The sequence below is a fragment of the Pseudoalteromonas phenolica genome, from assembly GCF_005876835.1.
GTDB lineage: Bacteria > Pseudomonadota > Gammaproteobacteria > Enterobacterales > Alteromonadaceae > Pseudoalteromonas > Pseudoalteromonas phenolica_B.
This window is the reverse complement of record NZ_PPSW01000006.1, coordinates 86,177-108,403: the sequence shown is the minus strand read 5'-3', so window position 1 is coordinate 108,403 and position 22,227 is coordinate 86,177. Positions and strand designations below refer to the sequence as shown.

Below are 22,227 nucleotides of genomic sequence, written 5' to 3'. Positions count from 1 at the left end.
TTTAAAAGTTTTTATCGTTTTAAATACATATTGACAATTAAAAGATTAAGCATATGAAACTAATAAGAAATCTTACAGTTTGAAGACGAACAAAGTTTTCTATGCAAACTATAAAATTGAGACATGCAATATCTTGAAATTAGGTTTTCAAGGTATTTTGGAGACAATCAATGCAAGAAAAGCAACATATTGCTGTTATCGGCGCTGGGATCATTGGGCTTTGCAATGCGAAAAGTCTGACTGATGCTGGCTTTTCAGTCACATTATTTGATGAACACGGTATTGCAGAAAAATGTTCGAAAGGTAACGCCGGTCACTTTGCTACTGAGCAAGTTTTTCCGCTAGCACAAGCGAGTTTGTTACCAAAACTCCCAAGTATGTTGTTAAACCCAAAAGGGGCTTTAAGAATAGATTGGTTATATCTATTTAAAGCCTTACCTTGGTTCACTCGCTTCTTAATGAATATGTCGAAGTCGAAATTTATTGCTCATACCAAGGCGCTAAGGCAATTAAACGAAGCCTCATTACCTGCCTATAAAACTTTATTGGGTGAAGATAATTTCAAAAAATTGATACATGTCGACGGCAGCTTACTTAGCTTCGAACACGAAGATTTTAAACTGGCGGCGGCTATGGCTGAATCATTCCGAGCAAACGATGTTGCGGTTAGACATTTAAAAGGTGATGAGGTTTTTGAACTAGAGCCAGGTCTAAGTAAAAACATTAAGCAAGCGTTATATTTTACCGAGGTTGGCCACAGCGTTGACCCATATGACTTATGCCAAGCCATATATAAAATGTCAAAGGCTCTAGGCTTAGTATTTAAAAATGATAAAGTGACACGAATAATTCCAAATAATAATGGAGTGATGCTCGAGCTCGCATCAGGGGCTAAACACCAGTTTGCAAAAGTCGTAGTTGCGACCGGTGCTTGGAGCAAACCTTTAGCAAAACAGCTTGGTTTTAAAGTGCCAATAGATACAGAGCGTGGTTACCATGCCATGATTGATAATTCGACTAGTTTAAAACGCCCAGTTGCTTCAGCAGATAGACAATTCATTATTACTCCTATGAAGCAAGGGCTGAGACTAGCAGGGACAGTAGAGATTGCAGGACTTGAGGCAACTGAAAACATGACAAGAGCAACCATGCTTTTAGATCACGCTAAAGCACTTGTTAATGGTATAGAAAAACACACCGTTAAAACCACGTGGATGGGTCATCGCCCTTCTCTTCCTGATTCATTGCCTGTATTAAATACAGCACCCAATAATAAAAATATTGTATTTGCTTTTGGCCATCAACATTTAGGTCTGACCCAAGCGGCAATTACAGCACAAATTGTCTCACAACTTTGCTTAGGTGAAAAAACTAGCATAGATTTAACCCCCTACAGAATAGACAGATTCTAGGAGCAAAATATGAAGCCATTAGGCGTTGGTACGAAGACCAAACAAGAAGCTTTAGAGTCATTACAAAATATGACTCATGACTTAAAGCCAATAAACATCGAAGAATACCAGCAGCGTATTGAAAAAGCACAGCGCTATATGCAAGACAACGATATTGCAGCTTTATATTTGAATGCTGGCACGAATTTAAAATACTTCACCGGAATGCAGTGGTATGCCAGTGAGCGCATGGTCGGTGCTATATTACCAGCAAAAGGCGATGTGCAATTTATCGCGCCCTATTTCGAAATTGGCACACTATTGGACTATCAAGTCGTTGAAGGTCCAATTCACGGCTGGCAAGAAGAACAGAGCCCTTACCAATTATTCTTAAACGTGCTTGAACAGCATAGCATTGGCTCTGATGCTAAAGTTGCCATTGATGAAAGCGCGGCGTTCTTCATTTTTGATGGCATTCGCAACCTTGCTCCTTCTCTTAACCTAATTAACGGTAAGGAAGTTACAGCACATTGTCGTATGTATAAATCAGACAACGAATTGAAGCTTATTCAACGTGCTATGGACATGACTTTAGAAGTTCATAAAGCAACGGCGAGTATGTTACATGAAGGGATCAGCACAACTGAAGTTGAAGCCTTCATCAATGAAGCTCATAAAAAAGTGGGCGCCCCATCAGGAAACTACTTCGTCATAGTACTCTTTGGTAAAGCAAGCTCGTTTCCACATGGTGTGAAAGATCCGCAGACATTAAAAGAAGGTGATGTGGTTCTGATTGATACCGGCTGTAAAGTACATGATTATCTATCGGATATCACCCGCACATTTGTATTTGGCGAAGCAACAGAGCGCCAAAGAGCAATGTGGCAACATGAGAAGAATGCGCAGGCTGCTGCATTTGAAGCGGCACAAATTGGTAATACATGTGGCGATGTAGATAAAGCGGCAAGAGATTATTTAGCATCAGTTAATCTTGGTCCTGATTATCAAACACCTGGGTGTCCGCACAGAACAGGCCATGGTATTGGCTTAGATATTCATGAATGGCCTTACCTTATAAAGAATAACCCGCAACTATTAGCACCAGGCATGTGTTTTAGTAACGAGCCTATGCTTGTGATCCCTGATGAGTTTGGTATTCGCCTTGAAGATCACTTCTATATGACAGAAAACGGTCCTAAATGGTTTACCGAGCCAAGTCATAGTATTGATGACCCATTTGGATTGGAAAAATAGCAAAAGTTATAAAAGCATTTTAGATGTAATGTTAAGCAAACCAAAGGAAGCATTCGCTTCCTTTTTTTATTTTACGATATACAATCTATATATGTTTTATATATGGAATATATAATGGGTATTGTAAAAATTTCAGATGAACTACACGAAGAAATTCGTACAACGTCGTCAGTTATGTCTCGCTCTATCAACTCACAAGCCGAATTTTGGATAAAAATCGGTCGCTTATGCGAAATGCATCCTGACAAAACATTTAACGAGTTAATTCAACAAGAGCTCATGTTACAGCGACAAAAAGAGGCATCACTGAATGAATGAAGTTACCATTAAATCGGTAGATGAAATTGCACTGATGCGAGAATCAGGAAAATTGCTCGCCCAAGTGTTCAAAATGCTCGATAATTTCATCAAACCCGGTGTTTCAACGCTCGATATAGATTCGCAAGTAGAAAGCTATATCGTTAATGAATTAAAGGCGCGCCCTGCTTCAAAAGGACAATACGGCTATCAGTATTGTCTCAATAGCTCAATTAACGAAGTAGTCTGTCACGGCGTACCGAGTGCAAGCCAGGTTTTAAAAAGTACTGATATCGTCAATATTGACATTACCTTAGAAAAAAATGGCTTTATTACAGACTCAAGCAAAATGTATGTCATGCCAGATGCGAAACCTGATGCCAGAGCATTAGTCAAAGTCACAACAGAAGCGATGTGGTTAGGTATAAAAACCGTTAAACCAGGCGCAAAGCTAGGAGACATTGGTTTTGCAATACAAAGTTATGTGAGTAAATTCGGCTACACGGTTGTAAAAGAGTATTGCGGTCACGGTATAGGCCGAGAAATGCATGAAGAGCCAAATGTTTTACACTATGGCCGCCCTAACACTGGCCTGACTTTAAAAGAAGGCATGACTTTCACTATTGAGCCAATGATCAACCAAGGCACAGCTCGCGTTAAAACAAAGAAAGATGGTTGGACTGTAGTGACTAAAGACAGAAAACTTTCAGCACAAGCTGAACACACTATTCTTGTCACAAAAGACGGCTATGAAGTACTCACACTTCGCGAAGAAGAACAGATTTAAATTTTATTTTACACTTATAGCTTATAGCTTATAGCTTATAGCTTATAGCTTATAGCTTATAGCTAACAAAATCAGGACACAAAAAAGGCTCCTTTAGGAGCCTTTTTTACGCGAGGTTAGATTACCAACCCGCTTTTTCTTTAAGTGCAACACCGATGTCAGCTAGTGAACGAACAGTCTTAACACCAGCAGCTTCTAGTGCAGCGAACTTCTCGTCAGCTGTACCTTTACCACCAGAGATAATTGCACCAGCGTGGCCCATGCGCTTACCTGGAGGAGCTGTAACACCAGCGATGTAAGATACCACTGGCTTAGTTACGTTGTGCTTGATGTACTCAGCTGCTTCTTCTTCAGCTGTACCACCGATCTCACCGATCATTACGATAGCTTCAGTCTGCTCGTCTTTCTCGAACATCTCAAGTACGTCGATGAAGTTAGTACCAGGAATTGGGTCACCACCGATACCAACACACGTTGATTGACCAAAACCAGCGTCAGTTGTTTGCTTAACTGCTTCATAAGTAAGCGTACCAGAACGTGATACGATACCTACTTTACCTGGCTTGTGGATGTGACCAGGCATGATACCGATTTTAGTTTCACCTGGAGTGATAACACCTGGGCAGTTAGGACCGATCATACGAACGCCAGTTTGCTCAAGCTTCTCTTTCACGTCAACCATGTCTAGTGTAGGGATACCTTCAGTGATACAAACGATCAGCTGGATACCAGCATCGATTGCTTCTAAGATAGCATCTTTACAAAACGCAGCAGGAACGTAGATTACTGATGCAGTTGCGCCAGTAGTTTCTACAGCTTCACGTACAGTATTGAATACAGGAAGACCTAGGTGAGTTGTACCACCTTTACCTGGAGAAACACCACCAACCATCTGTGTACCGTACTGGATAGCTTGCTCTGAGTGGAAAGTACCTTGACCACCAGTGAAACCTTGACAGATTACTTTAGTATCTTTGTTAATTAAAACAGACATTATTTGCCCTCCGCAGCAGCAACTACTTTCTCAGCAGCGTCAGTTAGAGACTCAGCTGCAATGATGTCAAGATCAGAGTTAGCAAGAACTTCACGACCTAGTTCAGAGTTAGTACCTTCAAGACGTACAACAACTGGTACGTTTACACCAACTTCTTTAACAGCACCAATGATACCTTCTGCGATCATGTCACAACGTACGATACCACCAAAGATGTTAACTAGAACAGCTTTAACATTGTCATCAGAAAGGATGATCTTGAATGCTTCAGCAACACGCTCTTTAGTAGCACCACCACCAACATCTAGGAAGTTAGCTGGCTTACCACCGTGTAGGTTTACGATGTCCATAGTACCCATTGCAAGGCCTGCACCGTTAACCATACAACCAACGTTACCGTCTAGCGCAACGTAGTTAAGCTCGAAGCTTGCTGCGTGAGCTTCACGCGCGTCTTCTTGTGAAGGATCGTGGAATTCACGGATCTTAGGCTGGCGGAATAATGCGTTACCGTCTACACCGATCTTACCGTCTAGACAGTGAAGGTTACCAGCGTCTGTGATTACTAGAGGGTTGATTTCAAGAAGTGCGAAATCGTGATCGATGAACATGTTCGCAAGACCTAGGAAGATCTTAGTGAACTGTTTGATTTGTGCAGGAGTTAGACCTAGTTTGAAGCCTAGCTCACGACCTTGGTATGCCTGAGGGCCTACTAATGGATCGATTTCTGCTTTGTGAATTAGTTCAGGTGTTTCTTCAGCAACTTGCTCGATTTCTACACCACCTTCAGTTGAAGCCATGAACACGATTTTACGTGAAGCACGGTCTACAACAGCACCTAGGTATAATTCATTTGCAATATCAGTGCAGCTTTCTACTAAGATTTTAGCAACTGGCTGACCTTTTTCGTCTGTTTGGTAAGTTACTAAGTTTTTACCTAACCAGTTTTCTGCGAATGCGCGGATTTCGTCTTTACTGTCAGCTAGTTTTACACCGCCAGCTTTACCACGTCCACCTGCGTGCACTTGACATTTAACAACCCACTTGTCACCACCGATTTTACCAGCAGCTTCAACTGCTTCTTGTGGTGTATCACAAGCGAAACCTTCAGATACAGGTAAACCATAGTCGGCAAAAAGTTGTTTTGCCTGATACTCATGCAAATTCATGATGCTTTATCCAATTTCTTATACTATTAAAGCTATCTACATTTAATAAATAGCTATCCCAAATTGCGCCCCTAGTATAGATCCCAAGGCTAAGTATGAAAACCCTAGTTAGACCAAAGCCGCAAAAAAAAAGCTGTATGATGTGTCATACAGCTTAATATCTAAACAATAACGATTATACGTCTAGAAGAAGACGCGTTGGATCTTCAAGAAGTTCCTTAATTGTTACCAAGAAGCCTACTGATTCTTTACCGTCGATTTGACGGTGGTCGTAAGAAAGCGCTAGGTACATCATAGGTAAAATTTCAACTTTACCGTTTACAGCCATAGGACGCTCTTGGATTTTGTGCATACCAAGAATTGAAGACTGAGGTAAGTTGATGATAGGTGTAGAAAGTAATGAACCGAATACACCACCATTTGTGATAGTGAAGTTACCGCCTGTCATATCGTCAACAGTTAGTTTACCGTCACGACCTTTAAGCGCTAATTCACGAATACCCTTCTCGATTTCAGCCACTGAAAGCTTATCACAATCACGAAGTACAGGTGTAACTAGACCACGTGGAGTAGAAACCGCGATGCTGATATCAAAGTAGTTGTGGTAAACGATGTCATCACCGTCAATTGACGCATTAACTTCAGGGAAACGCTTAAGTGCTTCAGTTACGGCTTTCACATAGAAAGACATGAAACCTAAACGGATACCGTGACGCTCTTCAAATACGTCTTTGTATTGCTTACGAAGGTCCATGATTGGCTTCATGTTAACTTCGTTGAACGTAGTAAGCATTGCCGTTGAGTTCTTAGCTTCAAGAAGACGGTTAGCAATTGTCTTACGTAGACGCGTCATTGGTACACGTTTCTGTGAACGGTCACCTAAAGGCGCAGCAGGTGCTTGTGCAGAAGCTGCCGCAGGCGCCGCAGCTGGCTTAGCCGCTGGAGCTTTTAGGAATGCATCAACGTCTTCTTTTGTGATACGACCGCCTTTACCAGTACCTTTGATCTGTGAAGCATCAAGGCCTTTTTCAGCGATTAAACGACGAACTGAAGGTGTTAATACGTCTGAAGACTCATCAGAAGCAGGTGCAGCTTCAGCAGCAGGTGTCGCCGCTGGAGCAGAAGCGCCAACAACGATGTTACCAATGACTTGTTCGCCAAGTACAGTTTCACCTTCAGCATGGATCTGCTCACCCATCACACCGTCTTCAGGCGCAACAACTTCTAGTACAACTTTGTCTGTTTCGATATCAACAAGGTTCTGGTCACGGCTTACCGCTTCACCAGGTTGAACATGCCAAGTTGCAATTGTAGCGTCTGCTACTGATTCTGGAAGTACAGGTACTTTAATTTCCACGTCTTTACCTTCTGTTGCTGCAGCAGCTACTGGTGCAGCTTGTTCATTTGATTGTTGAGCTGGTGCAGCAGCTTCGCCAGCAGCACCAAGTTGAGCAATCACTTGCTCGCCTAATACAGTTGCGCCTTCATCTTCAGAGATAGAAACAATAACACCGTCTTCTGGTGCAACTACCTCTAGAACAACTTTGTCAGTTTCGATGTCAACTAAGTTTTGGTCGCGTGATACAGCGTCACCAACTTTAACATGCCAAGTCGCGACAGTAGCGTCTGCTACTGACTCAGGAAGAACTGGAACCTTAATTTCGGTTGTCATCTCTTATCCCTTATTTCTTAATTGTTAATGCGTCAGCAACTAACGCGTTTTGTTCTTTAGTATGAGTAGACATATAACCACATGCTGGAGCAGCTGAAGCCTTACGTCCTGCGTAAGAAAGATTTGCACCTGCTGGGATTGCTTCCCAGAAGTGGTGTTGAGAACAATACCAAGCACCTTGGTTTTGTGGCTCTTCTTGACACCATACAAAATCTTTAACATGTTGATAGCGAGACATGATGTCTTCCATTTCCTGGTGAGGGAAAGGATATAGCTGTTCAACACGAACAATAGCAACATTGTTTAATTCAAGCTTACGACGCTCTTGTAGTAGTTCGTAATAAACTTTACCACTACAGAAAACCACTCTTTCAACATTTTCAGGATTGATATCGTCAATCTCGTCAATCATGTTGTGGAAAACACCTTCCGAAAGCTCTTCTAGAGAAGAAACCGCAAGCGGGTGACGTAATAGAGATTTAGGTGTCATAACAATCAATGGACGACGTAAAGGACGAACTGATTGACGACGAAGCATTGCATAAACTTGCGCTGGTGTTGAAGGAACACATACCTGCATATTATGGTCAGCACATAGTTGTAGGTAGCGTTCTAAACGTGCAGAACTGTGCTCTGGACCCTGGCCTTCGTAGCCATGAGGAAGAAGCATAGTTAAACCACATAAACGACCCCACTTTTGCTCGCCAGAGCTTAAGAACTGGTCAAATACAACCTGAGCACCGTTAGCGAAGTCACCGAACTGCGCTTCCCAAAGAACCAGTGAAGTAGGTTCTGCTGTTGCATAACCATATTCAAACGCTAAAACTGCTTCTTCAGATAAAACTGAATCGTAAACTTCAAATGCGCCCTGACCTTCACGGATATTCTGTAGAGGTAAGTAAACAGATGCATCTTCTTGGTTATGAACAACAGCATGACGGTGGAAGAAAGTACCACGGCCAGAATCCTGACCTGTCATACGGACGTCTGTGCCTTCATCTACTAAAGTTGCATACGCCAAAGATTCAGCCATACCCCAGTCTAGTAATTTGTCACCGCTCGCCATTGCTTTACGGTCGTCATATATTTTCTTAACACGAGACTGTGCTTTGTGGATTTCAGGATAAGCAGCAAGCACATTACCAAGCTCTTTAAGCTTCTCAACTGACACTTTCGGATCGTAAGCTACATCCCAATCATGGCCTACAAACTTAGACCAATCAGACGAGTGCTTAGTTTCTTCTTTGACTTCTTCAACAACACATACACCGTTGTCTAAGCCATTGCGGTATTCGTTCGCAAGCGCTTTTGACTCATCAGCAGAAATTACACCTTCAGCAGCAAGTTTGTCTGAATAAAGTTGACGAGGAACCGGGTGCTTTTTGATCTTCTGATACATCAGTGGCTGAGTTGCATTCGGCTCGTCTGCTTCGTTGTGGCCGTGACGACGGTAACAAACTAAGTCAATTACAACATCGCGCTTAAACTGATTACGGAAATCAAGCGCTAGCTGAGTTACAAACGCAACTGCTTCTGGATCATCAGAATTCACGTGGAAGATTGGTGCCTGAACCATCTTCGCGATGTCAGTACAATAATCTGTAGAACGGACATCTTCTTGCTTAGACGTTGTGAAGCCTACCTGGTTGTTTACAACGATTCTAACTGTACCACCTACACCAAATGCGCGTGTTTGCGATAGATTGAATGTTTCTTGAACAACACCTTGACCAGCAATTGCAGAGTCACCGTGAATAGTAATTGGTAGCGCTTTAGAGCCATTCTTACAGCCTAAACGGTCAAGACGTGCTCTTACTGAACCCATCACTACAGGATTAACGATTTCAAGGTGAGATGGGTTGAATGCAAGCGCCATATGAACATCACCACCATTAGTAGCGAAGTCAGACGAATAACCCATGTGATATTTAACATCACCCGAACCAGCTAGTTCACCGTATTTACCAGCAAACTCATCGAAAAGAACCTGTGGATTTTTACCTAGTACGTTTACAAGAACGTTTAAACGACCACGGTGTGCCATACCAATTACAGCTTCTTCTTGGCCGCTTTCACCTGCACGGTGAATAAGCTCTTTAAGCATAGGTACTAATGCATCACCACCTTCTAAAGAGAAGCGTTTTGCACCAGGGAATTTTGCGCCTAAATACTTTTCAAGACCATCAGCTGCAATTAGACCTTTAAGAATTCTAAGTTTAGTTTCTTTGCTAAATTGAGGCTGTGAGAAGGTAGATTCTAAACGTTTTTGTAACCAACGTTTTTCTTCTGTAGAAGTGATATGCATGTATTCAGCACCAACAGAACCACAGTATGTGGTTTTCAAGGCTGCATACAAATCTTTTAGTTTCATTGTCTCTTTGCCACAAGCAAAAGAGCCAACGTTAAATTCTTTGTCTAAGTCAGCATTGTCTAGATCATGGTAAGACAAATCTAGATCTCTAACACGTTCACGTTGCCACAAACCTAACGGATCAAGGTTTGCATTTTGATGGCCTCGGAATCTAAACGCATTAATAAGCTGTAGTACACGTACTTGTTTAGCATCTGTAGTACCAGCTGCTGCAACAACTACTTCTCTGTGTTTGTTTTTCGCAAGTTCAGCAAATTGTGCTTTCACTTCTGAATGTTTTACATCAACATCCACACCATCAACTTTAGGAAGTTGATCAAACACCTCACGCCATTCTTCTGGCACTGAAGTCGCATCGTCTAGATACGCTTCATAAAGCTCTTCTACATAAGCTACGTTTCCGCCATATAAATGCGAAGATTCTAGCCATGCCTTCATCACACCTTCGTGCATTAATTAGCCCTTTTTATTCGCGCAGAAATTAAACTAAAAACAAGATGGCATCTGCAGATGCCATCTTGTGGATTTAACTATGGATTAAACCGAACGATTTAACAACATAGATTTAATCTGACCAATGGCTTTAGTTGGATTTAAGCCTTTTGGACATACGCTTACACAGTTCATGATACTGTGACAGCGGAATACGCTAAATGCATCATCTAAGTCTTTCAGACGCTCTTCAGTCGCAGTATCACGGCTATCCGCTAAGAAACGGTAAGCGTGTAATAGACCTGCAGGACCGATGAACTTATCTGGATTCCACCAGAATGAAGGACAAGATGTTGAACAACAAGCACATAAAATACACTCATAAAGACCATCAAGCTTTTCACGATCCTCAACAGTTTGAAGACGCTCAATACCACCTGTTGGCTTATCATTAATTAAGAAAGGTTTAACTTTCTCGTATTGAGTGTAGAACTGAGTCATGTCGATAACAAGGTCACGAATGACTGGTAAACCTGGTAAAGGACGCAAAATTACTTTGTTGCCCTTTAATGCAGATAACGGAGTAATACATGCAAGGCCGTTTTTGCCGTTCATGTTTAAACCATCAGAGCCACATACACCTTCACGGCAAGAACGACGGAAAGAAAGTGTTGGATCTTGCTCTTTTAATAATAAAAGCGCATCCAAAACCATCATATCACGGCCTTCTTCTACCTCGAGTTTATAATCCTGCATACGTGGTGCGTTGTCCACATCAGGGTTATAACGATAAACAGAAAATTCTAATGTTGCCATCGTTAACTCCTAGTAAGTACGTGCTTTAGGTGGGAATGCTTCACGCGTAGTTGGCGCAAAGTTTACATCACGTTTAGTCATTGAATCTGACTCTGGGTGATGTAATGAGTGACATAGCCAGTTTGCATCGTCACGCTCTGGGAAATCAAAGCGAGAGTGAGCACCACGGCTTTCAGTACGGAAGTTTGCAGCTACTGCTGTAGAGTATGCAGTTTCCATAAGGTTGTCTAACTCAAGACATTCGATACGTTGTGTATTGAAATCTGACGACTTATCGTCAAGACGTGCGTGCTTAAGACGCTCACGAATAGCTTTAAGCTGTTCAAGGCCTTCAGCCATTGAGTCACCTTCACGGAATACCGAGAAGTTAAGCTGCATACACTCTTGTAAGTCTTTCTTAATTTGCGCTGGGTCTTCACCTTTACCAGGTTCAGAGTTTTCCCAACGATTAAAGCGAGCAAATGCTTCGTCGATGTTATCTTGCGTCGCATCACCTGTAGACTCGAAGTCTTTCAGGTAAGTACCTAAGAAGTTACCTGCTGCACGACCGAATACAACAAGGTCAAGTAGTGAGTTACCACCTAGGCGGTTTGCACCGTGTACAGATACACATGCAATTTCACCAACAGCGAATAGACCTTCAACGATGCGCTCGTCACCGTTTTCATTCACGTTTAGTACTTGACCATTTACGTTAGTCGGTACACCACCCATCATGTAGTGACATGTTGGGATTACTGGAATTGGCTCTTCTGCAGGGTCAACGTGTGCGAATGTCTTAGATAGATCACAAACACCTGGGAGACGTAGATTAAGCATTTCAGCACCAAGGTGATCAAGCTTAAGTTTGATATGTGGACCCCAAGGACCTTCACAACCACGACCTTCACGGATCTCTGTCATCATTGCACGTGCAACAACGTCACGGCCTGCTAAATCTTTAGCGTTTGGTGCATAACGTTCCATGAAGCGTTCGCCGTCTTTGTTTAGAAGGTAACCACCTTCACCACGACAACCTTCAGTTACAAGTGTACCTGCGCCAGCGATACCCGTTGGGTGGAACTGCCACATTTCCATGTCTTGCATAGGAATGCCAGCACGAACTGCCATACCAACACCGTCACCAGTGTTAATGTGTGCATTCGTTGTAGACGCATAAATACGACCAGCACCACCTGTTGCAAGCACAACAGCTTTTGATTTGAAGTAAACAACTTCACCTGTTTCAATACAGATGGCTGTTACACCAACAACGTCATCTTTGTCATTTTTAACAAGGTCTAACGCATACCACTCAGAGAATACGTTTGTTTTGTTTTTAACGTTTTGTTGGTAAAGACAGTGAAGAAGTGCGTGACCAGTACGGTCAGCTGCAGCTGCTGTACGTGCAGCCTGTTCGCCACCAAAGTTTTTAGATTGACCACCAAATGGACGTTGGTAAACACGGCCGTTCTCAAAACGAGAGAAAGGTAGACCCATGTTCTCAAGTTCTGTGATAGCTTCAGGACCTGTCTTAGTCATGTATTCGATAGCGTCTTGGTCACCGATGTAATCAGAACCTTTAACCGTATCGTACATGTGCCATTCCCAGTTATCTTCATGAGAATTACCAAGAGCAACTGTAATACCACCTTGCGCAGACACTGTGTGCGAACGTGTTGGGAATACTTTAGAGATCAGAGCACAGCTTTTGCCTGATTCAGAAATCGCAAGAGCAGCACGCATACCAGCACCGCCGGCGCCTACTACTACTGCATCAAATTCACGAACATTATATTTCACTTAAACACCCCATAAAACGAATAGACCAATTGCTACGTAAGCAACGGCCATAAGGTTTAATACGAAACCTAAAACTGAACGCAACGCAGATGCTTTCACATAGTCTGTTAGGACTTGCCAAAGACCAATGCGAGTGTGAACCATAATACACACTAAAGTGATAAACGTTGCTGCTTTAACGAAAAGGTTTGAGAATAAACCCGTCCAAGCTTCATAAGTAAGTTCAGGGGTAAGGAATAAATAACCAACGATAAAGAATGCATATGCTGCAATGATTAACGCGGTAGCACGTAATGATACATAATCTTGTACACCATCACGCTTCAGAGTTGCTTGATTTAAGACCATATCCACACTCCAGCTAGAATTGCAACGATTACCCAAAGTGCAATCGCAATTTTAGCGCTGCTATTGCCCGATTCTAATTCTTCCCAGTGACCCATATCTTGGATCATGTGGCGAATACCACCGATTAGGTGATATGAAAGCGCCGCGAAGGTGCCCCATGCAATGAATTTTGCAATAAAGCCAGTGAATAGCTCTTTTACAAATTCAAACCCTTCAGGAGAAGAAAGAGACTCAGACCAAGCCCAGATAACAAAAGTTAAAGCAATGAACAATGCCACACCAGAAATACGGTGAAGGATTGATGCTTTAGCAGTTGCTGGCATAGATATAGTCGTAAGATCTAGATTTACAGGTCTTTGCTTTTTCACAGTTACTTGCCCATCTTGCCCACATAAGGAGCTTCATCTACTTGTTTTTATAAAACCATTTATACCGAATGTATAAATGACACACTCTAAGTAAACCTTTTTTGCAACAGAAACGAATTTTTGTTGTAAAAATAGGTTTACCCACAGACGACATGGTATTAAACCGCATACAGTATATAAGGCCGTGAGTGCTTTTACAATTCTTGTTTAGATTGAGAAGCTTGCGAATTAGCCAATGGTATAATATTTAAACTTGAGTAGAATATTTATTATCCATTTTTGCATAATCCTTATAAAAATTGACTTTATACCCCAGTTATACGTTAAAATGATCTGAATTTGCTTAACATTAGTATCACAACATAACAATCGACATTGTTATTTCATAGGAGATAAATAGATGGCAGATAAAAAAGCCACAGTCCATATTGATGGTCATGATCCAATCGAACTTCCAATTTACTCTGGCACAGCTGGTCAAGACGTAATTGACGTTCGTACCTTAGGCGCTCACGGCCACTTCACATATGACCCAGGTTTTATGTCTACTGGCTCTTGTGAGTCATCTATTACCTACATCGATGGTGGCAAAGGTGTTCTACTTCACCGTGGTTACCCTATCGAGCAGTTAGCTGAAAACTCAAACTACATCGAGTTATGCTACTTACTTCTTAACGGTGAACTTCCTACAGAAGAACAACACGCTGAGTTTGCTGAAGAAATCACAACCAACACTATGATGCACGAGAAGATTGCTGCTTTCTTCCAAGGCTTCCGTGTAGATTCACACCCAATGGCTATGCTATGTGGTGTTGTTGGTGCACTTTCTTCATTCTACCACGACGATTTAGACATCTCAGATGCTGAGCAGCGTCACCGTAGTGCGGTTAAACTAATCGCAAAGCTGCCTACGATTGCGGCTATGTGTTACAAGTACAACATCGGTCAACCATTCGTTTACCCACGTAACGACCTAAGCTACGCTGAAAACTTCCTACACATGATGTTCTCAGTACCGGCTGAAAAGTATGAAGTAAGCCCAGTTCTTGCTAAAGCAATGGACCGTATTTTCATGCTTCACGCTGATCACGAGCAAAACGCATCTACGTCAACAGTACGTCTAGCAGGCTCTTCAGGTGCTAACCCGTATGCGTGTATCGCTGCTGGTATCGCGTCACTATGGGGTCCGGCTCACGGTGGTGCAAACGAAGCATGTTTGAACATGTTAGAAGAGATCGGTTCAGTTGATCGCATTGACGAGTATGTTGCTAAAGCGAAAGACAAGAACGACCCATTCCGTCTAATGGGCTTCGGTCACCGCGTTTACAAAAACTTCGATCCTCGTGCAACAGTAATGCGTGAAACTTGTCACCAAGTACTTGAAGAACTGAACATTCAAGATCCGCTACTAGACGTTGCAATGCGTTTAGAGCAAATTGCACTTGAAGACCCATACTTCATCGAGAAGAAACTATACCCTAACGTAGACTTCTACTCAGGTATCATTCTTAAAGCGATTGGTATTCCAACAAGTATGTTCACTGTGATCTTTGCAATGTCTCGTACAGTTGGTTGGATCTCACACTGGGATGAGATGCTTTCTCAACCTGGTCACAAAATTGGTCGTCCTCGTCAGCTTTACACTGGCTACACACAGCGCGACTACAAAGCAAAATCTGAAAGATAATGCTTTAAGATTTAAAAAAGGCCGCACTCGCGGCCTTTTTTATTGTTATAATTTGCGAAATTTTACTTAATCTTTCTAGTATGTGCCCTATCCCTGAACTTAGACAACAGTTTCCAATCTTGACTTCAAAGAATGAAGAGCCTTTTATCTACCTTGATTCAGGTGCAACGAGCCAAAAACCACAACAAGTTATCGAGGCTATAGATTCTTTTTATCGCGAGCAAAATGCAAATGTACACAGAGGTTTACACACGCTAAGCGCTCAAGCCACGTCAGCATTTGAGCAAGCCCGTGAAAAAGTCGCTAAGTTTTTAAATGTTCAGAGTAACGAAATTGTTTGGACATCAGGTGCGACAGATAGCATTAATATTATTGCTAATGGTATTAAAGCGCAGCTAAGCCAAGGTGATGTAATATGCGTATCAGCTTTGGAGCATCACGCAAACATCGTACCTTGGCAAGAGATATGTAAAGAAAAAGGCTGTATTCTTAAAGTTTTACCTATCACAAAATCGGGGATTTTAGATCTAAAATCATCTGTTGAGCTAATTTTCGAACAGAAACCAAAAATAGTTGCCATAAGCCACGCTTCAAATGCCTTAGGAAATATTCAACCTGTAGAGAAAATTATTGAAGCTGCCCATAAAGTTACAGCTACTACTGTTGTTGATGGCGCACAAGCCTTTATGCACCTTCGTCCTGATCTTCGTAAACTAGACTGCGATTTTTATGTGTTTTCTGCACATAAAGCATTGGGACCGACAGGATTGGGAGTTTTGTATGGTAAATATGACCAATTAAATGCACTTAATCCCTTAAGGTTTGGTGGCGAAATGATCAAAGAAGTTTCGTTTGAAATGACATCATTTCAAGATGCGCCAAGCAAGTTTGAGGCAGGTACTCCAAATATTTCAGCTGTCATTGGTTTTTCTGCTGCACTCGATTTTTTAAATTCAATAGATTACAAAGAATTACAACAATATGAGCAAGGGCTTTATGACTGCTTACTGACTCAATTGCGCAGCATTAATGGCATTATCATTTATGGTGATACTGAAAATAATATAGGCACGGTGAGTTTTAGATATAAAAATGAACACCACTTTGACCTGGCAACATTTTTGAATGGCTATGGGATCGCAATACGCAGTGGTCACCACTGTACACAGCCTTTAATGAAGGCGCTCGATATCGACGGTACAATCCGTGTGAGCCTGGCGTTTTATAATAATCATGACGACATTGATGCGTTTATTCAGGCATTAAAAGAGTCCATTGACTTACTTGAAATCTAAAAAATGACGTATAACGAATTTAAAGAAAAACTCTCTAATTTAAAATCTTGGCAGTTAATGTATCGAGAGATCATGTTACTCGGCAAAAGCTTACCAGAAATGCCTGAGCTGCTAAAAACAGACGATGTTTTGATTAAAGGCTGTGAAAGTAAAGTCTGGCTGAGAGTTGAATTAAGTGATGATCAAATACTTGTGCTGATTGGTGATTCCGACACGCGCATTGTCAAAGGTCTGATGGGTCTAATTATGCTTATGCACCAAGGCAAAACGCCAGAGCAAAGCGTAAAAATTAATGCCTATGACGAGTTTGAGCAGTTGGGCTTGATCAAGCATTTAAGTCCATCAAGAGGCAATGGTATCAAAGCCATTGCTGATACCATTCATGAACAAGTAAAACAGTGGCTTTAAACCGCCACTGTTTTTTTCTTTTTCTCGAGATATTTTTTTATCGCTTTTGATGAAGCGAAAAAGCCAAAACTGGCTGTGACCATAGTGGCAGAGCCAAATCCTGTCGCGCAGTCCATATTCTTAGCCCCCTCAGTGCCCTGCTTTGCAAGACAAACTTCACCATCGGCTGTGGGATAAGCCAATTGCTCAGTTGAATATACACAGTCCACTGCAAACTTACGCTTAGGATTCGTGGTGAAGTTATACTTCTTACGCAATAAGTAGCGAACTTTTGCTAATAACGGATCTTGCGTTGTTTTTGCCACATCACCATATAAAATCTGACTTGGATCGATTTGACCACCTGCTCCACCCGTAGTGATAACTGGGATCTTGTTTCTTTTGCAGTGCGCGATCAAGGCTGCTTTTTCATTTACCGCGTCGATACAGTCAATTACATAATCAAAGCCAGTAATATATTCACGAATGTTCTCTAGTGTTAAAAAATCATCAATGAGTTGAACATCGCATTCTGGATTGATTTGTTTAATGCGCGCGGCCATAGCTTCAATTTTTTGCTCACCCACAGAGTCAGTCAGAGCATGGATCTGACGGTTGATATTGGTCACACAAATATCATCCATATCGATCAGCGTGATTTTACCAACACCCGTACGCGCTAAAGACTCTGCAACCCAGCTACCAACACCGCCAATACCAATGACACAAAAATGTGCTTCACCTAGCCAAGTTAAAGCTTGCGCACCATATAAACGGCCGATGCCACCAAATCGTAATTGTTGCTCTTCTGTCATGTTACCAATCTAAATTCAAAGGCGCTTTCCATTGTTGAAAAGCATCTGTTGTTACTAGTTTACTAAATTCTTTGCCCGTATCAGGCAAATAAGAAAAATACTTGTCTTGTCCTTGCCATTGAAACGACAAAGCAAAGGCATGTAAATATACCCTATCGGAAGACGAGGCCGTATAAGCAGTATCGCCCAATATTGGGCTTGAGATACTTTTCATAGCCACTCTCAGTTGATGCGTTTTACCAGAGAATGGCTTTAATATCACCCCTCGTAACCCTTCACCGAGGCTTGTTGAGTAAAACCGTGTAACCGCTGGATTCTTCGATGTCTTCTCGAGTTTATAGGTACCCCGCCTTGACGGCGACATATCACCTTTTATCCAGCCTTGCTTCTTCTTCGGCTTGCCTTCAGTGATCGCGAGATAAAACTTATCTACCAATCGATTCGAAAATAGCTCAGTCAGCATAGCCGCTGCTTGGCTAGATTTACCCAAAACAATTAAACCTGAAGTGACCTTGTCTAACCTATGAACTGGATATAATTTGCATGCTTTTTGTGCTTCTAAAAGCGCAACGAAACCCGCGCCTTGCTCAGAGTGAAAGCTAAGTCCAGCAGGTTTTACTGCAACGATAAAATCAGCTTCGTCAGAAATAACTTTAAGCATTGCCACTCAGAATGTTATTAACTCTAACCAAGTCTTCAGGAGTATCAACACCAGCATAAACAGGTTTACACGCTTTGGTGATTTTTATTTGATAGCCGTGGTACAAAACACGCAACTGCTCAAGTGACTCTTGAACCTCTAATGGTGAAACATCAAGATTTAGATATTCAGAAATAAAACCTGCTCTGTAAGCATAAATACCCACATGTCTTTGAAAATGCTGTAAAGGAATCGCTTCTTTTTTTGCTAGCATACTGTCTCTTTGAAACGGAATAGACGCACGAGAAAAATATAACGCGTTGTTATTCACATCTTGAACAACCTTTACTGCATTTGGATTGTAAACCTCCTCTTTGTCTGCAATATCAACACTTAGCGTTGCCATTGGCGCTGTAGAGTTAAATAGCAGGTCTGCAACTTGGTCGATATTTTCAGCTTCTAATAGCGGTTCATCACCCTGAACATTAACGATGATTGTATCTTTATGTAGTGATAATTTTTCAACCACTTCAGACAAACGCTCAGTACCTGACTGATGGTCTTCTCTGGTCATCAATACATTGTCTGTAAAGTTTTTTGCGCTTTCAAACACTATTTGATGATCTGTAGCGATATAAACCGCAGCAGCTTTTGACTTACACGCTTGCTCATAAACTCTTTGGATCATTGGCTTACCGCAAATATCAGCCAAAGGTTTGCCTGGTAAACGAGTTGATGCGTAACGCGCAGGAATAACGACTACGAATTCCACTGCTCTACCTCATCAGCAGAAAGCTCACGCGCTTCATTTTCTAATAGTACTGGAATATCTTCATTTATTGGGTATGCAAGCTTAGCCTGTGTGCTGATCAACTCTTTATTTTCTGCATCGTACTGTAACTTTCCTTTTGTTACCGGACACGCGATGATCTCAAGTAATTTTCTATCAAATGCCATGTGTAATACCCTTTTCTTTTAATAATTGATTGATCTTTTCAATCAATACTTTGGTTGGTGTGGCGTCTACTTTTAAGTAATACCAATTGTTTTTTGCAAACTGCTGACATTTTACGGCATCTTTTTCCGTCATAAATACAGCGTTTGATTCTGTGTCTGTAAAGTCTTGCTCAGTATATGCATGATGATCACGGTAATGCTTACATTCAATCAACTTTTTACCGAGTGCTTCAAGGCTTTTTTCAAATCGCTCTGGAGAGCCAATGGCACTGACAGCAATCCCCTCGTGCGGTGTATTGTCAGCAAATTCTTTGTTTTCTACCTTATAAAAGCCTGAAGCCGCTAACTGATATGAGAAAAGACCATCGCCGCCATTTTCAATTGCCAAATCAACACTTTCAATACGAGAAGGAAGTTCGCGTAATGGACCCGCGGGAATTAAAAACCCATTTCCGAAACGTCTTTTAGAGTCAATAATACAAAATTCAATGGCTCTTGGCATTTTATAATGCTGCATGCCATCATCAGAAACAATCACATCTACTTTGTATTTTTCTTTGAGTACTTTATAACTCGCTTCTCTATCTGCACCTATCACCAAAGGGCATTGCAAGCGATTATAAATTAAGAAAGGTTCATCTCCGGCTTCTTCTACACTCGATGTACTTGATAACTCATATGGGTAAGTCGGTGCTTTAGCGCCATACCCACGGCTGATCACACCAACTTTGAGCCCCATACCCTCTAAATGCGGTACTAACCATAACACAAACGGAGTTTTACCATTGCCGCCAATACCTATATTACCAACTACGATGATTGGAATATCAGCCTTAAAAGATTTTACAATACCGAGTCTAAACAGCAATTTTCTAAAACTTGATAAAATAAAAAAAAGGCCACTGAATGGCGAAAGCAGCCAAGTGATCAGTGACTTTTTTTTATACCAAGATGATTCAATATAGCTCATAGTTATTCGCCATATTGCATTTGGCAAAGCGCTGCATAGGTGCCTTTTTGCGCAAGTAACGATTTATGATCGCCCTGCTCAATCACTTTGCCTTTATCAAGGACATAAATGCAGTCAGCATTTTCTATTGTCGATAGTCTATGCGCTATTACAATTGAGGTTTTTTCTTTCATTAGTTCATCAAGTGCTGCTTGTATTAAACGCTCAGATTCAGTATCGAGTGCAGAAGTCGCTTCGTCTAAAATTAAAATCGGCGCATCTTTGACAATTGCACGAGCGATTGCAATACGTTGTCTTTGACCACCAGACAACATCACCCCATTTTCACCTACTACTGTGTTAAGACCCTGTGGTAAGTCTTTTACAAACTCCCAAACATGGGCTTTTTTGGCTATTTCGATGATTTCTTGTTCGGTCAAAACCCTATCAGCACCATAGCAAATATTGTTTGCTAGCGTATCGTTGAACAACACAACTTGCTGCGAAACAATCGCAAATTGAGCTCTCAGATCTTTAAGCGGGTAGTCTGAAATATTGTGTTCATCTAATAAAATTTCACCCTCTGTGAAATCATAGAAACGAGGAAGTAGAGATGAAAGTGTCGATTTACCAGAGCCTGAACGACCAACTAACGCGATATTTTCACCTGCTTTTATCTTTAACGACAAGTTGCTTAAAACAGGCTCATCCTTCGTAGGGTAAGTAAAGGTAACATTGTTAACTTCAATGTTACCTTTTGCTTTTTCAAGCTTAAGTGTGCCCGTATCTTTTTCAATATCTAAATCTAAAATTTCAAAGATACTTTGTGCTGCAGTAATACCGCGTTGCAACTCGACATTCACATTCGCTAATTGTTTTAGTGGCTTTAGCATCATCATCATTGATGACAAAAGAACCACAAATGTGCCCGAAGTGATGGTATCGATAACACTTGGCATCGCAATAATGGCTAGAATTAATGCCATAGCACCAGCCGCTAAAAACTGAATAACAGAGACACTGATAGCTCGTGTTGCATCCATTTTTACTCTTTGCTGACGGTTTTGATTATTTACTTGAGCAAAATTGGCAATTTCTTTATCTTGGCCACCATAGCCATGGATCACTTTATGGCCTGCCAACATTTGTTCTGAGCCACGAGTCACCCCACCCATGGCGTCTTGAATATTTTTTGATATTTTTCTAAAACGTTTTGCGACTACAGCCACAATTATTGCAACTACAGGAATGACGGTTAAAAATATTGACGATAACTTCCAGTTCGCTTCGAACATAACGTACAGTAAGAAAAAGACAAACGCGCCTTCTCTGATAATGACTTGTAAGGCTCTAGTAATGGCTTGTTGAACTTGTTCAGTGTCAAATGTGATTTTAGATATCAGTTCACCATTAGAGTGCTGATCATGAAATGAAACGGGTAAAAACAACATATGCTCAAATAATTGCTGTCTTAGTTTTTGTACTACCCTAGAGCCAACATAACTTAAGCAATAAGAAGCCATGTAATTAAATACACCGCGACCTAGCACAAGCACAATAACAACCACGGGGGCCCAAGTTAATACTTCTGTATTTCTTGATGTTAAACCATCATCAATAAATGGCTGCATTAAGCGTATGAACTGGGCATCCATCGCCGCGTAGCCCAGCATACCAATGACTGAGAATATGGCTGCTAATTTGAAATCATAGGTGTATGAAAAAAGACGTTTATAAATTTGCTTTGCATTATGCTTGGCACTGGTTTGCATAGAAGCTCTCAACTACTTAATAACCCTGTTATTGTACTTCTCAAACG

The 22,227-nt window shown here is 41.5% G+C and carries 21 protein-coding genes; 7 read left to right on the top strand and 14 right to left on the bottom strand.

Translation table 11 applies throughout. From position 1 onward, the window contains the following. Window positions 1-170: 170 nt before the first annotated feature. From C1E24_RS03035 to map, 4 genes are all read left to right on the top strand, one after another. Complete coding sequence (locus tag C1E24_RS03035) at window positions 171-1,412, top strand: NAD(P)/FAD-dependent oxidoreductase (RefSeq protein ID WP_138478616.1); 1,242 nt, start codon at window positions 171-173, stop codon at window positions 1,410-1,412. Between the two features lie 9 nt (window positions 1,413-1,421). Then, window positions 1,422-2,645 carry a M24 family metallopeptidase gene (locus tag C1E24_RS03030; RefSeq protein ID WP_138478615.1) on the top strand — a complete coding sequence of 408 codons (1,224 nt, stop codon included), beginning with the start codon at window positions 1,422-1,424 and terminating at the stop codon, window positions 2,643-2,645. 114 nt (window positions 2,646-2,759) lie between these two features. Continuing rightward, window positions 2,760-2,963 (top strand): ParD-like family protein, encoded by a 204-nt coding sequence (locus C1E24_RS03025; protein ID WP_138478613.1) that lies wholly within the window; start codon window positions 2,760-2,762, stop codon window positions 2,961-2,963. Continuing rightward, entirely contained in the window at window positions 2,956-3,729 is a 774-nt protein-coding gene (gene map / locus C1E24_RS03020; protein ID WP_138478611.1) for a type I methionyl aminopeptidase, read from the top strand. The genes C1E24_RS03025 and map overlap by 8 nt, the downstream gene beginning before the upstream one ends. Window positions 3,730-3,850: 121 nt before the next feature. On the opposite strand, the gene sucD is transcribed toward map, so the two are convergent. The 8 genes from sucD to sdhC form a co-directional block, all read right to left on the bottom strand. Further along, complete coding sequence (gene sucD / locus C1E24_RS03015) at window positions 3,851-4,723, bottom strand: succinate--CoA ligase subunit alpha (protein WP_058029926.1); 873 nt, start codon at window positions 4,721-4,723, stop codon at window positions 3,851-3,853. Continuing rightward, complete coding sequence (gene sucC, locus C1E24_RS03010) at window positions 4,723-5,889, bottom strand: ADP-forming succinate--CoA ligase subunit beta (protein WP_058029927.1); 1,167 nt, start codon at window positions 5,887-5,889, stop codon at window positions 4,723-4,725. Before sucC ends, sucD begins: the two co-directional genes overlap by 1 nt. Before the next feature lie 175 nt (window positions 5,890-6,064). Beyond that, complete coding sequence (gene odhB / locus C1E24_RS03005; protein ID WP_138478609.1) at window positions 6,065-7,561, bottom strand: 2-oxoglutarate dehydrogenase complex dihydrolipoyllysine-residue succinyltransferase; 1,497 nt, start codon at window positions 7,559-7,561, stop codon at window positions 6,065-6,067. A gap of 10 nt (window positions 7,562-7,571) precedes the next feature. Further along, window positions 7,572-10,385 carry a 2-oxoglutarate dehydrogenase E1 component gene (locus C1E24_RS03000; protein ID WP_138478607.1) on the bottom strand — a complete coding sequence of 938 codons (2,814 nt, stop codon included), beginning with the start codon at window positions 10,383-10,385 and terminating at the stop codon, window positions 7,572-7,574. Between the two features lie 84 nt (window positions 10,386-10,469). Further along, window positions 10,470-11,180, bottom strand: coding sequence for a succinate dehydrogenase iron-sulfur subunit (locus tag C1E24_RS02995; RefSeq protein ID WP_138478605.1), 711 nt, complete (start codon window positions 11,178-11,180; stop codon window positions 10,470-10,472). Window positions 11,181-11,189: 9 nt separating this feature from the next. After that, a complete protein-coding gene (gene sdhA / locus C1E24_RS02990; RefSeq protein ID WP_138478603.1) occupies window positions 11,190-12,962 on the bottom strand; it encodes a succinate dehydrogenase flavoprotein subunit in 1,773 nt (590 codons plus the stop codon). Beyond that, complete coding sequence (sdhD, locus tag C1E24_RS02985) at window positions 12,963-13,310, bottom strand: succinate dehydrogenase, hydrophobic membrane anchor protein (RefSeq protein WP_058029932.1); 348 nt, start codon at window positions 13,308-13,310, stop codon at window positions 12,963-12,965. Next, entirely contained in the window at window positions 13,301-13,678 is a 378-nt protein-coding gene (sdhC, locus tag C1E24_RS02980; protein ID WP_058029933.1) for a succinate dehydrogenase, cytochrome b556 subunit, read from the bottom strand. Before sdhC ends, sdhD begins: the two co-directional genes overlap by 10 nt. Window positions 13,679-14,078: 400 nt before the next feature. Between sdhC and C1E24_RS02975 the strand changes: the two genes are divergently transcribed. The 3 genes from C1E24_RS02975 to C1E24_RS02965 all read left to right on the top strand — a co-directional run bounded on the left by C1E24_RS02975 (window position 14,079) and on the right by C1E24_RS02965 (window position 17,068). Beyond that, entirely contained in the window at window positions 14,079-15,365 is a 1,287-nt protein-coding gene (locus C1E24_RS02975; RefSeq protein ID WP_130253794.1) for a citrate synthase, read from the top strand. 80 nt (window positions 15,366-15,445) lie between these two features. Then, a complete protein-coding gene (locus C1E24_RS02970) occupies window positions 15,446-16,660 on the top strand; it encodes an aminotransferase class V-fold PLP-dependent enzyme (RefSeq protein ID WP_138478601.1) in 1,215 nt (404 codons plus the stop codon). Between the two features lie 3 nt (window positions 16,661-16,663). Beyond that, a complete protein-coding gene (locus tag C1E24_RS02965) occupies window positions 16,664-17,068 on the top strand; it encodes a SufE family protein (RefSeq protein ID WP_138478599.1) in 405 nt (134 codons plus the stop codon). Here C1E24_RS02965 and tcdA read toward each other — a convergent pair. The 6 genes from tcdA to msbA are packed head-to-tail and all read right to left on the bottom strand — an operon-like array spanning window position 17,065 to window position 22,180. After that, entirely contained in the window at window positions 17,065-17,862 is a 798-nt protein-coding gene (tcdA, locus tag C1E24_RS02960) for a tRNA cyclic N6-threonylcarbamoyladenosine(37) synthase TcdA (RefSeq protein WP_138478597.1), read from the bottom strand. The two genes, C1E24_RS02965 and tcdA, sit on opposite strands and share 4 nt — an antisense overlap. A gap of 1 nt (window position 17,863) precedes the next feature. Next, on the bottom strand, window positions 17,864-18,523 hold the full coding sequence (locus C1E24_RS02955; RefSeq protein WP_171040743.1) for a pseudouridine synthase: 660 nt from the start codon (window positions 18,521-18,523) through the stop codon (window positions 17,864-17,866). Continuing rightward, entirely contained in the window at window positions 18,516-19,274 is a 759-nt protein-coding gene (kdsB, locus tag C1E24_RS02950; protein ID WP_138478593.1) for a 3-deoxy-manno-octulosonate cytidylyltransferase, read from the bottom strand. Before kdsB ends, C1E24_RS02955 begins: the two co-directional genes overlap by 8 nt. Continuing rightward, window positions 19,262-19,459: a Trm112 family protein gene (locus tag C1E24_RS02945; protein WP_138478591.1), complete on the bottom strand. Its 198-nt coding sequence runs from the start codon at window positions 19,457-19,459 to the stop codon at window positions 19,262-19,264. Before C1E24_RS02945 ends, kdsB begins: the two co-directional genes overlap by 13 nt. Further along, window positions 19,449-20,429 (bottom strand): tetraacyldisaccharide 4'-kinase, encoded by a 981-nt coding sequence (gene lpxK, locus C1E24_RS02940; protein ID WP_138478589.1) that lies wholly within the window; start codon window positions 20,427-20,429, stop codon window positions 19,449-19,451. Before lpxK ends, C1E24_RS02945 begins: the two co-directional genes overlap by 11 nt. 2 nt (window positions 20,430-20,431) lie before the next feature. After that, window positions 20,432-22,180 carry a lipid A export permease/ATP-binding protein MsbA gene (msbA, locus tag C1E24_RS02935; protein WP_138478587.1) on the bottom strand — a complete coding sequence of 583 codons (1,749 nt, stop codon included), beginning with the start codon at window positions 22,178-22,180 and terminating at the stop codon, window positions 20,432-20,434. Window positions 22,181-22,227 lie beyond the last annotated feature (47 nt).